Annotated in this window: 15 protein-coding genes, 1 tRNA gene and 1 other RNA gene; 5 read left to right on the forward strand and 12 right to left on the reverse strand. The window is 71.9% G+C overall.

Going from position 1 to position 16335, the window contains the following annotated elements; all coding sequences use genetic code 11:
* Together N4P33_RS21690 and ffs are read right to left on the reverse strand one after the other, a co-directional pair.
* The coding region (locus N4P33_RS21690; RefSeq protein WP_260828311.1) for a DNA polymerase III subunit gamma and tau at positions 1–1395 on the reverse strand (1395 nt) is incomplete at its 3' end.
* Positions 1396–1440: 45 nt separating this feature from the next.
* Positions 1441–1539: signal recognition particle sRNA small type (gene ffs, locus N4P33_RS21695), an RNA gene on the reverse strand.
* A 72-nt stretch (positions 1540–1611) separates the two neighbouring features.
* Between ffs and N4P33_RS21700 the strand changes: the two genes are divergently transcribed.
* From N4P33_RS21700 to N4P33_RS21715, 4 genes are all read left to right on the forward strand, one after another.
* Positions 1612–1696: transfer RNA gene (locus N4P33_RS21700), tRNA-Ser, on the forward strand.
* 70 nt (positions 1697–1766) lie between these two features.
* Positions 1767–2363, forward strand: a complete 597-nt coding sequence (locus N4P33_RS21705) for a restriction endonuclease (protein ID WP_260828312.1) — start codon at positions 1767–1769, stop codon at positions 2361–2363.
* 123 nt (positions 2364–2486) lie between these two features.
* Entirely contained in the window at positions 2487–2708 is a 222-nt protein-coding gene (locus N4P33_RS21710) for a hypothetical protein (RefSeq protein ID WP_260828313.1), read from the forward strand.
* Between the two features lie 57 nt (positions 2709–2765).
* Positions 2766–2972, forward strand: coding sequence for a hypothetical protein (locus tag N4P33_RS21715; protein ID WP_260828314.1), 207 nt, complete (start codon positions 2766–2768; stop codon positions 2970–2972).
* Positions 2973–3042: 70 nt separating this feature from the next.
* On the opposite strand, the gene gap is transcribed toward N4P33_RS21715, so the two are convergent.
* The 8 genes from gap to N4P33_RS21755 all read right to left on the reverse strand — a co-directional run bounded on the left by gap (position 3043) and on the right by N4P33_RS21755 (position 12400).
* The gene (gap, locus tag N4P33_RS21720) at positions 3043–4041 is read right to left on the reverse strand and encodes a type I glyceraldehyde-3-phosphate dehydrogenase (protein ID WP_260828315.1); all 999 of its coding nucleotides are present in this window, start codon (positions 4039–4041) and stop codon (positions 3043–3045) included.
* A 116-nt stretch (positions 4042–4157) separates the two neighbouring features.
* Positions 4158–5114: a GlxA family transcriptional regulator gene (locus N4P33_RS21725; RefSeq protein ID WP_260828316.1), complete on the reverse strand. Its 957-nt coding sequence runs from the start codon at positions 5112–5114 to the stop codon at positions 4158–4160.
* A 39-nt stretch (positions 5115–5153) separates the two neighbouring features.
* Positions 5154–6668, reverse strand: a complete 1515-nt coding sequence (locus tag N4P33_RS21730) for a fused MFS/spermidine synthase (protein WP_260828317.1) — start codon at positions 6666–6668, stop codon at positions 5154–5156.
* An 82-nt stretch (positions 6669–6750) separates the two neighbouring features.
* Positions 6751–7539, reverse strand: a complete 789-nt coding sequence (locus N4P33_RS21735; protein WP_260828318.1) for an Fpg/Nei family DNA glycosylase — start codon at positions 7537–7539, stop codon at positions 6751–6753.
* A gap of 90 nt (positions 7540–7629) precedes the next feature.
* Positions 7630–9273: a glycoside hydrolase family 13 protein gene (locus N4P33_RS21740; RefSeq protein WP_260828319.1), complete on the reverse strand. Its 1644-nt coding sequence runs from the start codon at positions 9271–9273 to the stop codon at positions 7630–7632.
* Positions 9274–9308: 35 nt separating this feature from the next.
* Positions 9309–10142: a carbohydrate ABC transporter permease gene (locus N4P33_RS21745; RefSeq protein WP_260828320.1), complete on the reverse strand. Its 834-nt coding sequence runs from the start codon at positions 10140–10142 to the stop codon at positions 9309–9311.
* Positions 10139–11092: a carbohydrate ABC transporter permease gene (locus tag N4P33_RS21750; RefSeq protein WP_260828321.1), complete on the reverse strand. Its 954-nt coding sequence runs from the start codon at positions 11090–11092 to the stop codon at positions 10139–10141. Before N4P33_RS21750 ends, N4P33_RS21745 begins: the two co-directional genes overlap by 4 nt.
* A gap of 12 nt (positions 11093–11104) precedes the next feature.
* Complete coding sequence (locus N4P33_RS21755) at positions 11105–12400, reverse strand: ABC transporter substrate-binding protein (protein ID WP_260828322.1); 1296 nt, start codon at positions 12398–12400, stop codon at positions 11105–11107.
* A 291-nt stretch (positions 12401–12691) separates the two neighbouring features.
* Here N4P33_RS21755 and N4P33_RS21760 point away from each other — a divergent pair, with 291 nt between their 5' ends.
* A complete protein-coding gene (locus N4P33_RS21760) occupies positions 12692–13732 on the forward strand; it encodes a LacI family DNA-binding transcriptional regulator (protein WP_313904555.1) in 1041 nt (346 codons plus the stop codon).
* Positions 13733–13816: 84 nt separating this feature from the next.
* On the opposite strand, the gene N4P33_RS21765 is transcribed toward N4P33_RS21760, so the two are convergent.
* Together N4P33_RS21765 and N4P33_RS21770 are read right to left on the reverse strand one after the other, a co-directional pair.
* On the reverse strand, positions 13817–15595 hold the full coding sequence (locus N4P33_RS21765) for a copper resistance protein CopC/CopD (RefSeq protein WP_260828325.1): 1779 nt from the start codon (positions 15593–15595) through the stop codon (positions 13817–13819).
* Positions 15596–15746: 151 nt separating this feature from the next.
* The coding region (locus N4P33_RS21770) for an SDR family NAD(P)-dependent oxidoreductase (RefSeq protein ID WP_260828323.1) at positions 15747–16335 on the reverse strand (589 nt) is incomplete at its 5' end.

Genomic DNA, 16335 nt, shown 5'->3' on the forward strand with positions numbered 1-16335 from the left:
CGCAGCACCGGCACCGGCACCGCTCGCCGGGGTCGCCGAACCACCGGCCCCCGGAGCCCGTACCGCCGCCCTGGCCGCGGCGGGACCACCACCGGGCGGAACCGGTACCGCGGCGGGCGCCTGCCCCTGACCGGCCCCCTGAGCGGGAGTCGGAGCATGGGCGTCCGGCCCGGGGACGTACCCCATCGCGGGCAGACCGGCACCGGCGCCGGCACCGGCGACGCCGGCGGAGAAGTTCACGCCGCGCTCGATGCGGTCGAGGCGGGCCATGACCGACCGCTCGTCGCCGTAGGCGGCCGGAAGCAGTACGCGGGCGCAGATCAGCTCGAGCTGGAGGCGGGGCGAGGTGGCGCCGCGCATCTCGGTGAGGCCCTCGTTGACGAGGTCGGCGGCGCGGCTGAGCTCGGCGGCGCCGAAGGTGCCGGCCTGGGCCTGCATGCGCTCGATGACGTCGGCGGGGGCGTCGATGAGCCCCTTCTCGGCGGCGTCGGGGACGGCGGCGAGGATGACGAGGTCGCGCAGCCGCTCCAGCAGGTCGGCGACGAAGCGACGGGGATCGTTGCCGCCCTCGATCACGCGGTCGACGACCTCGAAGGCGGCGGCGCCGTCGCCGGTGGCGAAGGCCTCCACGACGGAGTCGAGCAGCGAGCCGTCGGTGTACCCGAGCAGGGAGGTGGCCATGGCATACGTCACACCCTGCTCACCGGCGCCGGCGAGGAGCTGGTCCATGACGGACATCGAGTCACGGACGGACCCGGCGCCGGCGCGCACGACGAGCGGCAGCACACCGTCCTCGACCGGGATGTTCTCCTTCTGGCACACCTCGGCGAGGTAGTCCCGGAGCGTGCCCGGGGGGACGAGCCGGAACGGGTAGTGGTGGGTCCGGGAACGGATCGTCCCGATGACCTTCTCGGGCTCGGTGGTGGCGAAGATGAACTTCAGATGCTCCGGGGGCTCCTCGACGACCTTGAGGAGCGCGTTGAAACCGGCCGACGTGACCATGTGGGCCTCGTCGATGATGTAGATCTTGTACCGGCTGCCGGCGGGTCCGAAGAAGGCCTTCTCGCGCAGGTCACGGGCGTCGTCCACGCCACCGTGCGATGCGGCGTCGATCTCGATGACGTCGATCGAACCGGGGCCGTTGCGCGCGAGGTCCCGGCAGGACTGACACTCCCCGCAAGGTGTGGGCGTGGGGCCCTTCTCGCAGTTCAGGCACCGCGCGAGGATGCGCGCGCTGGTCGTCTTGCCGCAGCCGCGCGGACCGCTGAACAGGTACGCGTGATTGACCCGGTTGTTCCGCAGCGCCTGCTGCAACGGGTCGGTGACATGCTCCTGCCCGATGACCTCCGCAAAGGTCTCCGGGCGATAGCGGCGGTACAGCGCGAGAGACGACACGCATACGAGGTTATAGGCGCCCACTGACAACCAGACCGCCCCGGGAACGCAAGCGCCCCCCACGCACCCGCCAGAGCCGACCTACCCTTGCTGCCTTCCGGCCCTGGGGGAGTTCAGTCAGATAGCGCCGCGTGAGGGGCTGCGCAAAGGCTACCTCATCCCCGGGGGCCGGAACGAGTTCGCGAGCACTCCTCTCGGTCATGTAATGTTTCCGGCGGAGGATTCGCCTAGAGGCCTAGGGCGCACGCTTGGAAAGCGTGTTGGGGGCAACCCCTCACGAGTTCGAATCTCGTATCCTCCGCAGCCGCCTGAAGAGGCGAAACGAAGACCCCGGCCGCTCAGCGGCCGGGGTCTTCGGCGTATGCGTCCCGGTGAACCTCGAACACGCCACCGCTCTGCGGCGCGCCTGCGGGCGGCTGTGGCATCCCGGGGTTACCGGCTCACTCGCGTACGCCCGCGAGGAGCCAGCCATCATGCGTCCGGTATGGGACCGATTGGAGCGTCCCGGCAGCGCTGCCCGGGTCTGGCAGGCCAGCCTTCGACGCTTCGTCAGCAACGTCCTGGGACCGCACTTCGAGCAGGTCTGCCGCGACTGGGCGCTGCATCACGCGGACCCCGACCTCCTCGGCGGCCTGCCTGCCCGCGTCGGCCACGGAGTGGTCCACGACCCCAAGGCTCGGACCGGCCACGAGGTCGACGTGGCCGTTGTGGGCATCGCCGACGGACACGCCAAGCCCCCGCTGCCGGCTATCGGCGAAGCCAAGTGGGACGACACCATGGGCGTCGCCCATATCGAACGCCTCAAGCACATCCGCGAGCTCATCGCCCAGGCCGGCCGCTACGACACCACCCGGGCTCGCTTGCTGTGCTTTAGCGGAGCGGGCTTCAGCGACAAGGCGCACGCCGCCGCCGCGACCTCACCGGACATTCACCTCATCGACTTGCCACGCCTCTACGGCCAGGCGTAAGCAAGCCGGTCGGTATTCGTTTCGGTCGGGAAAGCCCAGGTCAGTGGCGTGGCCAGGTCGCCGGGGTGTGGATCTGTGCCGATGGCCACAGCGGGCGGGGCGTGTGGGGGCGCATACTGAGCCATGACAAAGCCTGCGGCGCCGAAGCGTCATCTGCCCACCAGCCCCTTCAAGGCCCCGGTCGTACCGGCGCCCAAGCACTTCGCCACGGGCGACCAGGTCACGCATGACGTGTACGGCCTCGGCCGGGTGGTCGGCATCGAGGACGGCATCGCGGCGCTCGTGGATTTCGGCTCGGCGCAGATGCGGATCCTGAGCCCGTACACGAAGATGACCAAGCTCTAGGACAGTGGTGCCCGGTCAGGGCACGCCAGGCCCCCTCAGGGATCTGTGAAGAGACCTGTGACGAAAGGCAGACCTCTCATCGACTCGACGTCGTTGTTCTCCGCCGTGGAAGGGCAGCCCCGCCGTTCCACCGCGGTGTCGCCGCCTCCGGCGACCAACCCCTTCCAGGCCCCGGACCTTCCGGAGGACGAGACCCTCTGGTCCGAGGAGGACGTACGGGAGCCCGCTCCGGGCCCGCGTGCGGCGCGGCGCAGAGCCGCCTAGGCGGACAAGACAAGGCGAGGGGCCCCACCGGTCATCGGTCATCGGTGGGGCCCCTCGTCGGCGTTCGTGGTCAGGGGGTGGTGAGGAGTTCGAGGGTGTCGATGACGCGGTTCGAGAAGCCCCACTCGTTGTCGTACCAGGCGACGACCTTGATGTGGCGGCCGTCGACGCGGGTCAGGGCCGAGTCGACGATGGACGAGGCCGGGTTGCCCGTGATGTCGGAGGAGACCAGGGGGTCCTCCGAGTACTCGAGGATGCCGGCGAGCGGGCCCGCGGCGGCGGTGCGGTAGGCCGCCAGGACGTCGTCGCGGGTCACGTCGCGGGCGACGGTCGTGTTGAGCTCGACGATCGAGCCCACCGGCACCGGCACGCGGATCGAGTCGCCCGACAGCTTGCCGTCGAGGTTCGGCAGCACCAGGCCGATCGCCTTGGCGGCGCCGGTCGTGGTCGGCACGATGTTCACGGCGGCGGCGCGGGCGCGGCGGGCGTCGCGGTGCGGGCCGTCCTGCAGGTTCTGCTCCTGCGTGTAGGCGTGCACCGTCGTCATGAAGCCGTGCTCGATGCCGGCGAGGTCGTCGAGGACCGCGGCCAGCGGCGCGAGCGCGTTCGTCGTGCAGGAGGCGTTGGAGACGATCGTGTGGAGCGCCGGGTCGTACGCGTCGGTGTTGACCCCGTAGGCGAGGGTGACGTCGGCGCCGTCCGAGGGCGCGCTGACGAGGACCTTCCGCGCGCCCGCGTCGAGGTGGGCGCGGGCGGCCTTCGCCGAGGTGAAGCGGCCGGTGGCTTCCAGGACGACGTCCACACCGAGCTCGGCCCACGGCAGCCGCGCCGGTTCGCGCTCGGCCAGCACCTTGATCCGGCGGCCGTCGACGACGAGGGCGTCCCCGTCGGCGGTCACCGGGCGGCCGAGCCGGCCGGACGTGCTGTCGTAGGCGAGCAGCCGGGCGAGCGTGGCGGGCTCCGTCAGATCGTTGACGGCGACGATCTCGAGGGCGCTGTCGCGCTCCAGCAGGGCGCGCAGCACATTGCGTCCGATGCGGCCGAAGCCGTTGATCGCGATGCGAGTCATGAATGGTGTCCCTTCGGTTCACCACCAGCGTCGCGGGCGGTCCATGGTCCTGACAGCGGCGCGATCGCCACGGTTCGCAAGGATCGCGCCAGGCCGCCGAAGACCGCCGGGTCCGGCTACTCGCCCCGGGCGAACGTGCGCCGGTAGTCCGTCGGGGTCGTGCCGAGGATGCGCTGGAAGTGCAGCCGCAGGTTCGCGCCGGTGCCCAGACCCACCTCGGCGGCGATCTGCTCGACGCTGCGCTGGGAGCGTTCGAGCAGCTCACGGGCCACGTCGATGCGGGCGCGCATGACCCACTGCATCGGCGTGTACCCGGTGTCCTCGACGAAGCGCCGCGAGAACGTGCGCGGCGAGACCGCCGCGTGCCGGGCGAGCGCCTCCAGGGTGAGGGGCTCGCCGAGCCGGGTGAGCGCCCACTCGCGGGTGGCGGCGAACCGCTCCCCCAGCGGCTCGGGCACGCTGCGCGGCACGTACTGCGCCTGGCCGCCGCTGCGGTAGGGCGCCGCGACCAGGCGCCGGGCCGCGTGGTTGGAGGCGGCCACCCCGAGGTCGCCGCGCAGGATGTGCAGGCACAGGTCGATGCCGGAGGCGGCGCCGGCCGACGTCAGCACGCTGCCCTCGTCGACGAACAGCACGTTCTCGTCGACCTGCACGCGCGGGTGCTTGGCGGCGAGCGACCGCGCGTAGTGCCAGTGGGTCGTGGCGCGTCTGCCGTCCAGCAGGCCCGTGGCGGCGAGGGTGAAGGCGCCGGTCGAGATGGCGGCGAGCCGCGTGCCCCGGGCGTGCGCGGCGATCAGCGCGGCGACGACGGCCGGCGGCGGGTCGTCGCGGTCCGGGAAGCGGTGGCCGGGGATGAAGACGATGTCCGCCCAGGCGAGGGCGTCGAGGCCGTGGGCGACGGAGTACGACAGGCCGTCGGCGCCGGTCACCAGCCCGGGCGCCGCGCCGCAGACCCGCACCTCGTACGGCATGCTCGCGCGGGTCGTGAACACCTGCGCGGGGATGCCGACGTCGAGCGGCTTCGCACCCTCGAGGACGAGTACGGCGACGCGACGCAGACGGGAGGACGGCACGGGGCCAGGGTACGAGGAGCGCCGCTTCGGTCTCTGGGCTCAGTGGCCGCTCTGCGGGCTGTACGGCTCGAGGAGCTGGTCGACGGGGGCGTGGTCGTCGGTGAGGGGCTGTGCGTCGCCGATCCAGGAGGTGAGGGCGTCGCCGGTGATGATCCGCCAGTCGGTGCCGCGGGCGTCCAGGGCTTCCTGGGTCGCGCGAAGGCCGAACGGGCGGTCGGAGGCGAGGAGCAGCAGGTTGCCGCCCTCGGTGGGGGCGCCGACGAGGGCGACGTGCTCGAAGACCTCGGCGAGGGTGGCCGCCTCGGCGCGGGCGAAGGCCAGCTCGCCGTGGTCGATGAGGTTGGCCACGTACAGGCCGTCCTCGTCGAGCACCCGCCGTACGTCGGTCATCGCCTCCACCGTCGTCAGGTGCCACGGCACGCTGACACCCCCGAAGGCGTCGCCGACGACGAGGTCACGGCTGCCGGTGTCCAGCCGGCGCAGGCCGAGCCTGCCGTCCTCGGTGCGTACGTCGATGCCGGCGGCCTGGCGCAGACCGAGCTGGTCGCGGTTGATCCGTACGACCCCGCTGTCGATCTCGGAGACGACGCTGCGCGTCCCGGCCCGCGTGGCCGCGAGGTAGCGGGGGAAGGTGAGCCCGCCGCCGCCCAGGTGGTACGCGGCGAGCGGCGAGCCCTCGGGGAAGGCGGTGTCGACGACCGCCGCGAGGGCCCGTACGTAGGTGAACTTCAGGTGGGTCGGGTCGTCGATGTCGACGTAGGAGTGGCGCAGGCCGTCCAGGACGAGGGTGCGGCCGCCGGACCGGTCGGGGTCCGTGACGACCTGGGCGCAGTGGTAGCGGGTCTCCGTGTCGCAGGCGCCGGGCGCGACCGTGGTGGCGAGGCCGCCGGCCACGACGACGAGGGTCAGGGCGGGCGTGCCGCTCCAGCCGCGCGCCCGCCACTGCACCAGCGCGGAGCCGACGACCAGCAGGACGCCGAGGCCGAGCAGGATGCCGCTGACCGGCAGCCGCGACACCAGCACGAAGCCGGTGAGGACGGTGCCGGCGATGGCGCCCGCGGTGCCGACGCCGGACAGCCGGCCGACCACCGTGCCCGTCTCGGCGAGGCTGGTCAGCCGCAGCTTGGTCACCATCGGCGTCACCGCGGAGAGCAGCGCGCCCGGCACGAGGATGGTCAGCGACGCGATCAGCATGAGCAGCGGCGGGGCCCACTCCGCGGTGCTGCGCAGCACCGCGGGGGTGAGGGCGACGACCGCTCCCGACACCCCGATCGACGGGCCGAGGAGCCTGCGCGGATCGACCTGGTCGGCGAGACGTCCGCCGAACCAGGAGCCGAGGGCGATGGCGGTGAGGGCGACGCCGATCACCATGGTGCTGGTCTCGAGGGTCAGACCGAGGTACGGCGCCAGCAGCCGCAGGGCGACGATCTCGACCACCAGCACCGCGGCCGAGGACGTGAACACGAGGACCGCTGCGGCGCGGGGACCCAGGCCGTTGATGCGGGGCGAGGTCCCGGCGACGGGCGAGGAGGACCATGGGGTCACGGTCGACATCCTCGCACGGGACCCCTGCGGGGACGGGGAGTTGAGCGAAGCGGCACCCCGTTTCCTGCTTCGAAGCCCGGCTCGGCCCGGCTCAGGTCCCGGCCTGCTGGCACCCCGGGCACCAGACCGTCGTGCGGCCCGACAGGCGGGTGCGGCGCAGGTGGGTGCCGCAGCGGGGGCAGGTCGGGTCCGGGTCGTCGCGGTGGCCCGTGAGCCAGGTGTCGCGGGGCGGCACGCAGCCCGCGGTGACCGCGGAGCGCAGGGTGCGGCGCATGTGGGTGTACAGCCGGCGGCGGTCGGGCGAGCCGAGGTCGCTCGCCCGGACCGTGGGAGGCAGTCCCGCCCGCCAGAGCACCTCGTCCGCCAGCAGATTGCCGAGCCCGGCGAGGGCGCTCTGGTCGGTGAGGACGGTCTTGACCTTGCCGCGACGGGACGCCAGCGCGGCCTCGAACTCCTCACGGTCCACCGCCAGCGCGTCCGGGCCCTGACCCTCCAGCAGCCGCGCCGCCGCGTCGGCGTCCTCGCACAGCCACAGGCCCTGGAGCTTGCGCTGGTCGCGGAAGCGGAGCTGACGTCCGCCGGTCACGGTGAACACCACCCGGTCGTGGGCGTCGAGCGCGTCCTCGGCGTCCGAGCACACCAGGCGGCCCGTCATGCCGAAGTGCAGCGCCAGCAGAGGGCCGCCAGTGCGGGCCAGCAGCCACTTCCCGTGCCGCTGGGTGCCGGTGAACCGGCGCCCCTCCAGCGCCTCGCTCAGCCGCCGCGCGCTCACTGCGTGCAGGACGCCCGCGTCACGCACGTCCACGCGCCGGACGACCCTGCCCCGCGCGCAGGACTCCAGCACCTTGCGGAACCCTTCGACATCCGGCAGCTCGGGCATGGGGGCCTCCTCGTCCCCCCAGCCTCCTCGTCCCCCCAGCCTCCTCCCCCTGCCCCTCCCCTGCCCATTCTTCCGCTCTTCCGCCGGCGGCTACCGCTCCAGCCACACCGCCTGGTCCGGTGGCAGTAGGTCGTTCTCCAGGGGCCCGCTGGACAGCAGCACCGAGGTGTGCGGCGGGAGCGGGTACGGGGTCGAGGAGAGGTTGATGACGCAGGCGAAGCCCGGGGAGCGGGTGAAGGCGAGGACGCCTTCCGGTGCTTCCTGCCAGGTCAGGGTGCCGTCGCCCAGAGCCGGGTGACGGCGGCGCAGGTGGAGGGCCGTGCGGTACAGCTCCAGCATGGAACCGGGGTCACCCGTCTGGGCGGCCACGCTGTAGTGGGCCCAGTCGGAGGGCTGGGGCAGCCACGGGGACGCGGTGGCGTCGGCGGGGCTGAAGCCGTAGGGGGCGCTGTCGCCGGACCAGGGGATGGGGACGCGGCAGCCGTCGCGGCCGCGGTCCGTGTGGCCGGAGCGTTCCCAGACCGGGTCCTGGAGCACCGACTCGGGCAGGTCCTCGACCTCCGGGAGACCCAGCTCCTCACCCTGGTAGATGTAGGCGCCGCCGGGCAGGGCGAGCATCAGCAGGGCGGCGGCGCGGGCCCGGCGGGTGCCCAGGGTCAGGTCGGCGGGGCCCTCGGGGACGTAGCGCTCGTTGGCCACCCAGCGCCGGACGCGGCGGCGGCCGTAGCGGCTGGGGTGGCGCATGACGTCGTGGTTGGACAGCACCCAGGTGGCCGGTGCGCCGACCGCGCCGAGCATGGCGAGGGAGTCGTCGATGACCGTACGCAGGTCCTTCGCGTCCCAGCCGGACATCAGGAAGTCGAAGTTGAACGCGGTGTGCAGACCCTCCGGGCGGACGTAGGCGGCCAGCCGCTCGGGGGTGTCCGCCCACGCCTCGGCGACGAAGCAGCGGTCGCCGGGGAACTCGTCGGCGACCTTGCGCCAGGCGCGGTAGATCTCGTGGACCTCGTCGCGGTCCCAGTGGGGGTGGTCGAGGTGCGGGCGGGCCGGCTCGGCGTCCGGGTCGCGGCGGGGCGGCAGGTCCGGCAGGTCGGGGTGCTTGACCAGGCCGTGGGCCACGTCGATGCGGAAGCCGTCCACGCCGCGGCCCAGCCAGAAGCGCAGGACCGACTCGAACTCGGCGTGCACGTCCGGGTGCCGCCAGTTGAGGTCGGGCTGTTCGGGGGCGAAGAGGTGCAGGTACCACTCGCCGTCCGGGACCCGTGTCCAGGCCGGGCCGCCGAAGCAGGAGACCCAGTCGTTGGGGGGCTCGGAGCCGTCGGGGCCCCGCCCGGGGCGGAAGACGTAGCGCTCGCGCTCGGGGCTGCCGGGGCCCGCCGCCAGTGCCGCGCGGAACCAGGCGTGCCGGTCGGAGGTGTGGTTGGGCACGATGTCCGGGATGACGCGGATCCCGTGCTCGTGCGCCTCCTCGATCAGCCGTTCCGCCTCGGCCACCGTGCCGAAGAGGGGGTCGATCTCGCGGAAGTCGGCCACGTCGTAACCGTGGTCCGCCATGGGCGACTTGTACCAGGGGTTGATCCAGATGGCGTCCACGCCCAGCGACTTGAGGTACGGCAGGCGGGACCGGATGCCGGCGATGTCACCGACGCCGTCGCCGTTCCCGTCGGCGAAGCTGCGGATGTAGACCTGGTAGATGACGGCGTGGCGCCACCACGGCGCTGCGGTGCCGGACATGAGAGGACTCCTGAACAAGAGGGGGAAAGAGAGGGCTACTTCGCGGCGCCGGCGGTGAGTCCGGCGACGATGCGGCGCTGGAAGAGCAGCACCATGACCACCAGGGGGACGGTGACCAGGACGCCGGCCGCCATCTGGCTGCCGAACGGCGTCTCGTACGTCGTCGCCCCGGTGAACTTCGAGATGGCGACCGGCGCCGTCTGCATCCCGGGGCGGTTGGTCATCGACAGGGCGATCAGGAACTCGTTCCACGCCGCGATGAACGTGATGATCGCGGTGGTGAAGATGCCCGGCGCGGCGAGCGGAATGATGATCCGGCGGAACGCCTGACCCCGGGTGCAGCCGTCGACCATCGCCGCGTGCTCCAGCTCGTCCGGCATCTGCCGGAAGAACGTGGTCAGGTTCCACACCGCCAGCGGCAGCGCGAAGGACATGCTCGGCACGATCATCGACTGGTAGGTGTTGATCCAGCCGATGTCCGTGAACAGCTTCAGCAGCGGCACCACGATCGACACCACGGGGAACATCGAGGTGGCGATGATCAGCGTGAGGATCAGCCGCTTGAAACGGAACTCCAGCCGGGCCATCGCGTACGCCGTGAACGTGGCCAGCAGCAGCGCAGCCACGGTGGTGACACCGGCGACGATCAGGCTGTTGAGCAGCGCCCGCGCGAACCCCTGCGCCGGGTCGAACACCGCGCGGTAGTTCTCGAACGACACCGGTGAGGGGATCAGCGAGGTGTCGAAGATGTCCGTGGTGCGGCGCAGGCTGGAGACCAGCATCCAGAAGAAGGGGGCGAGGCAGTAGAGGACCACCGCCGCGACACCGGCGTACAGCAGGCCGTCGCGCCAGCGTTGAGTGCGGGTCATGCCTTCACCCCCTCAGCGGCCCGCCGGCGTCGCCTGCGCACCGGCCCGCCGTCCCCGACGAGATCCGCGCCGAGCAGCCGCACGAACGCCAGCGCGATCAGGAAGACGTAGAGGAAGAGGATCACCGCGTACGCGGAGGCCGGTCCGAAGCGGACGTTGGACGCCTCGTTCTGCGCGAGCATCGACAGGGTCTCCACCGAGTGCTTCTGCGCGCCGATCAGGAGGTACGGCAGGTCGAACATCCGCAGCGCGTCCATGCAGCGGAACAGCACCGCCACCAGCAGGGCGGGCTTCACCAGCGGCAGTGTGACGTGCCAGAACCGGCGGGCCCGGCTCGCCCCGTCGATCCGGGCGGCCTCGTACACCTCCTTCGGGATCACCTGGAGACCGGCGAGGACCAGCAGCCCGATGAAGGGGGCGGTCTTCCACACCTCGGCGACGATCACGGCGACCTTGGCGTGGAACCCCTCCGTGGTCCACAGGATCTGCCGGCCGAGGAGGGCGTTGGCCACCCCGTCGCTGTTGAAGATCCACCGCCACAGCAGCCCGGAGATGGCCGTCGGCACGGCCCAGGGGATCAGGATGCCCGCCCGCACCAGGCCCCGGCCGCGGAACGCCTTGTGCATGATCAGGGCCATCGCGACACCGATCACCGTCTCCAGGCCGACGGTCACGACGGTGAAGAAGGTCGTGTTCCAGAAGGCGTTCCAGAAGCGCTCGCCGGCCTCGCCGAAGATGTCGGCGTAGTTGCGCAGGCCCACGAACGGCTCGGTGTCGCTGATGAACCCGGTCGACGCGTCCAGGCCCTTCGGCCCGTACAGCGACTCCTTGAGCGCCATCAGCGTCGGGTACAGCACGACGATCGTCAGCACCAGCAGCGTCGGGGACACCAGCAGGGCGGCCATGCGCGCGGTGCCGTCCGTGGGGCGCGACATGACCCTGTGTGACATGACCCCGCCCCCTTACGGCGCCACGGACTTCTGCAGGTCGTCCTGCAGGTCCTTCAGCGCCTCGGCGCTGCTCTTGGTCCCGGTCAGCGCGGCGTACGCCTCCCGCTGGACCGCGGCGGTCACATCGCCGTACGGCACGACCCTCGGGCGGGGCACCGCGCGCAGGATGGACTCCTTGAGCACGGGCAGGTACGGGTACTGCTCGATCAGCGCGCGGTCGTCGTAGAGGGAGGCGTACGGCGGGGCGAGCGAGGCCTTCTTCAGGAAGGTCGCCGTGTTCTCCTCGCTGGTCATGAACTTGATGAAGTCCAGCGCGGTCGCCTTGTTCTTCGCGGACGACGACACGGCCATGTTGTGGCCGCCGAGGCTGGAGGAGCCGGGCCCGTTCAGGCCGGGCAGCGGGGCGACCGCGTACGTGCCCTTGATGTCGCTCTTGGCGGCGAGGGCGTGGACGTAGGGCCAGTTGCGCAGGAAGACCAGCTTGCCGGACTGGAAGGCCTGGCGGCCGTCCTCCTCCAGGTAGGTGACGGCCTCCTTGGGGATGGTGCCGTCCTTGACCGAGCCGACGAGGAAGTCCAGTCCCTTCCTGGCCTCCGGGGTGTCGACGTCCGGCTTGCCGCCGGGGGTGGTGACGACGCCGCCCGCCGAGTGGACGGCCTCGGAGAAGTTCACCGTCAGGCCCTCGTACTTCTGGAACTGACCGGCGTAGCACGCCATGTCCTTGCCCTCGGGCAGCTTGGCGACCTTCGCGCAGGCGGCCTTCATCTCCGCCCAGGTCCCGGGCGGTTCGGCTATGCCGGCCTTCTTCAGCAGGTCGGTGCGGTAGTAGAGCATGCCGCCGTCGGAGCTGGCCGGGACCGCGTAGAGGCCGTCACGGTATCGGGCCGTCTCCACCACCGGATCGAGCATCCTGCCGAGCGGGAACTGCTTCTCGGGCAGCTTGTCGATCCACTGGTGGGCGGCGAACTCCGAGGTCCACACGACGTCGAGGGACAGCACCGTGTAGGCGTCGGACTTCGTCTCCGCGTTCTGGATCATCTGCTGGCGCTGGGCGTCCGCGTCCGTCGGCAGCTGGATGAAGGTGACCTTCTCCTCGGGGTGCAGCTCGTTCCAGCGGTCGAGCATCGGCTGGACGGTGCCGGTGGTGTCCTTGCCGGCCACGTACGTGATGGGCCCGCGCCCCTCGAACGACGCCGGGCCGGCCTGCCCGGAGCCGCCGTCGCCGGACGTGCCGCAGGCGGTGAGGAGCAGCCCGCCGACGGTGAGCACGGCAGTGCACGGAAACGCTCTGGTGGTTCTGGTCTTCACTGGGTCTCCCTGGTTCTGGGTGAGACTGCGTTGTCACGCGCGTGCGCAGGGGTGTTTCAGCAGGTGAATGCGTGAGTGGAGGTGGGGTGGAGAGAGGTTGACCCGCTCGGCGTGACAACGCTTGCACCGTAGGGACGGGCTTTCGGCAAGTCAATGCGTTACGCCGGGGTAATGAGGAAGAGAGGACGGTGAATGGCACGGTTTACCTGAGGATTTGCATGCAAACGCCCTGCGTGACAGCGCTGTCATTCCGGCCCGGCAGGAAGCGTTTCCTGTGCTACCGTCCCGCTCATGCCACCAGCTCAGCGCCACCCCACGATGGCCGACGTGGCCGAACGGGCCGGGGTCTCCACCTCCACCGTCTCCCGCACCCTGCGCGGGCTGTCCACCGTGTCGCCGGACGTGCGCGCCCGCGTCGAACAGGCCGCACGCGAGCTGAACTTCGCCGTGTCACGCCAGGCGGCGAGCCTGGTGACGGGCAGGACCGGGAACGTGGCGGTGCTGGTGCCCACGCTCGACGCGTGGTTCATGGGCGCGGCGCTGTCCAGCCTCGGCCCGCTGCTGCGGGCGGCCGGCATGGAGCTGAGCGTCTACATCATTCCCGACATGGCCGAGCGGACCTCGTTCTTCGACCGCCTCCCCGCCCGGCGCAACGCGGACGCGCTGCTGGTGTTCTCCTTCGACCTCAACGAGGAGGAGACCGCGCGGCTGGACGACCTCGGCATGCCGGTCATCTACGTCAGCCAGCATGTGCGGGGGCGGCCGAGCGTCTACGTCGACGATGTGGCCGCGGCCGTGCACGGCACCCGGCATCTGCTCAACCTCGGCCACCGCCGGATCGCGTTCCTGCACACCGTCGGCGCGAGCGGCTTCTCGTTCAGCTCCAACGAACGGCTGCTGGGGTATCAGCAGGCGCTGGCCGAGGCGGGCATCCCGCTCGACAAGGAGCTGATGGTCGGCACGCGGGCGGGGGACAAGCGGCGTACCGCCGAGGCGATGGGCAGGCTGCTGAGTCTGCGGGAGCCGCCGACGGCTGTCTTCGCCGAGCAGGACGAAGTCGCCGTGGCGGTGCTGTGGACGCTGCGCAAGACGCGGATTCCCGTGCCGGAGCGGATGTCTGTCCTCGGGTTCGATGATCAGCCGCTGGCGGAGTGGTTCGATCTGTCGACGGTGGCTCAGTCGCCGGCGGAGCTGGGGCGGGAGGCGGGGGAACTGGCGTTGTCCCTCATCAACGACCCCGAGGTGGATCGGGGGCGGCATGTCGTGCTGCCCACGTTTGTGATTCCTCGGTCCACTACGGCACCGCCGGCTGATGTGGAGCCGGACGCCTGAGAGCTCGGGGGTCTGGGTTGGGCGGCGGGTGCGGGCTCGTCGGGGCTGGTCGCGCAGTTCCCCGCGCCCCTGAGAGGGTTCCTCTCACCGGGATATGCGGACCTGACGGGTTTCCGTCACCTGGTCCACCTCTGTCGTCCTGATCGTCAGTTTCATGGTCCAGGTGCCGTCCAGGGGGAGGGTGAGGTCGTTGGTGGCCCAGTAGCCGCCTCGGTCGGTGAGGTTGGCGTCGATGGGGCCCACGTCCTTGGCCTTGAGGGTGAAGGTCATGCGGAGTTCCGGTACGGCGATCAGGCCGTTGTCGGCGCCGAAGACGACTGCCTGGACGCCGTTCTCACCCACGCGGCCGGGGTCGAGGGTGAGCTGGACGCGGCCCGTGCCGTTCGGGGTGCCCACGTCGTAGGGGACCGTGAGCGTGGTGGAGCCGGGCAGGCCGGCGACGGGGGCTGTCGCGCCGGTCTCCCCGGACGCCGCCTCGGCCTCGGCGCGGGCGGGGAGGGTGCTGGTCAGGACGGTCGTGACCAGCAGGACGACCGTGGCCACGGCGACCTCGACGAGGACGGAGCGGCGCAGGGCGCGGCGGTGGGGGTCCGGTGCGGGCGGGGGTGGCGGTGTGTCGTCGGGCGGGGTGGGGGCGGAGCCCGGGGCCCCGACCAGTTCCGGGACCCGTTCGCGTACCGCTGCCTGGGAGGTGTTCGTCGCCAGGCGGGTCGTCCAGCGGCGGGACAGTCCCGCGACCAGCAACAGGGCGGCCACCAGGGCCAGTTTGACCAACAGGGTCCGGCCGTACTGCGTCTCCGTGAGCGCCGGCCAGGAGCCCAGGCCGCGCCAGGACTGGTAGACGCCGGTGACGGCGAGGACGGTGACCGAGGTGAAGGCCAGCCGGGAGAAGCGGACGACGGTGGCGGGCGGGGTGGGCCGCTGAGCTCGGTACAGGGTGAGGAGCAGGGCGGTCAGGCCGCCGAGCCAGCAGGCCGTCGCCAGCAGGTGCAGTACCGACGAGGTCATCGCCAGCGGGACCTGGATCCCGGCGGAGGCGTGCTCGGCCGCCGCCCAGGTGAGGGCGAGGCCGACGGCGAGGGCGGTGCCGGCCGCCAGGTGGGCGGGGGGTGTGCGGTCGGGCGTACGGCGCCGGGACAGCCGTAGCAGGACTACCGCCGTCAGCAGGACCAGCGCCAGCCGGGCGAGCAGGGCGAGACCCGGGCGGCCGGTGAGGGCGCGGGTGACGGCGGAGGGGTCGAGGGCGGTCGCCGGTGAGGTGCCGTTCTCGTAGGGGGCGCGCAGGATCAGCAGGACGAGGGTGGAGGCGAGCAGGGTCCACCAGCCGGTGAGCAGCGGCAGCCGCAGGGGGCGGGTGTCGGGCGGGCGGCACAGCGCCGCGAACGCCACCACGCCGATGAGCAGGGCGGCGGCGATGTACGCGAGGTAGCGGGCGGTGTCGTAGAGGCTCGCGGTGACCGGGTGTTCGTCCGGCGTCGCGGGGACGGCGGGTGCGGTGGGTGAGGGCTTGCCGACGGAGAAGGTGAAGGCGCCGGACACCGGGTGGCTGTCGGCGGAGACCACGCGCCAGGCGACGGTGTAGGTGCCGTCGGCGAGGTCGCCGGGCAGCTCGACCCGGGCGGTGTCAGAGGCGTCCTTCGCGTGTTCGGGGTCGCCGAGGGAGACGCGGCGGTTGTCGGGGCCGTAGATCCGGAAGGAGTCCTCCAGCAGGCCGACGGACTCGGTGAAGGTCAGGGTGACGTGCCGGGGCGCGGACTTGACGACACTGCCGTCCTCGGGGTCGCTGGAGCGGAGCGCGGCGTGGGCGCCGGCGGGGGCGGCGCTGCCGAGGAGGAACAGGATCAGCAGCGAGCCCAGCAGCATGAGCCGGGTGAGCCGCCGGTCCTGCCGCGGGGCGGCACGTCGTCCGTCAGCCCCGAGCACCTCGTTCCACCGTCGTCGCACGTCGCACCCGCCTCCTGGCATTCGGCTCCGTGTTACGTACGGATGGCGGGCGCGTCCTGCTCAGTGCCGTTCACCACGTCGGCCGAGCCGTCGCCCCTCCGTCCACCACCAGGTCGTGGCCCGTCACCCAGGAGGCCAGTGGGGAGGCCAGATAGGCGCAGGCGTCGCCGATGTCCTCGGGGCGGCCCAGACGGCCCACCGCCGTGGCCCGGCGCCAGCAGTCCACGCCGTCCGGCCAGGCCTGTGCGAGGCCCTCCCGGTCGATCAGGCCGGGCGAGACCGTGTTGACGCGGACGCCCCACGGGCCGTACTCGAGGGCCGCCGAGCGGGCGTGCATCACCACCGCCGCCTTGGCCGCGCTGTAGTGCGCGTGGGCGGGGGCCGGGAGGCGGGCCTCGACGGAGGCGATGTGGGTGACGGAACCGCCGCCGTGCCCGCGCATGAGCTCCGCCGCGGCCTGGGTGCAGGCGAAGACGCTGGTGACGTTGGTGTCCAGGACCGCCCGCCACTCGGCCGCCGTCATGCCGGGGAGCTCCTGGACCGGCTGCACGCCCGCGTTGTTGACCAGCGCGGTCAGCCGTCCGCCGCCCCACTCGGCCGCGTCCGTCACCAGGCGCCGGCAGGCGTCCTCGTCGGTGAGGTCGGCCCCGGCGAGGACG

It is taken from the genome of Streptomyces sp. 15-116A (assembly GCF_025290915.1).
Lineage (GTDB): Bacteria > Actinomycetota > Actinomycetes > Streptomycetales > Streptomycetaceae > Streptomyces.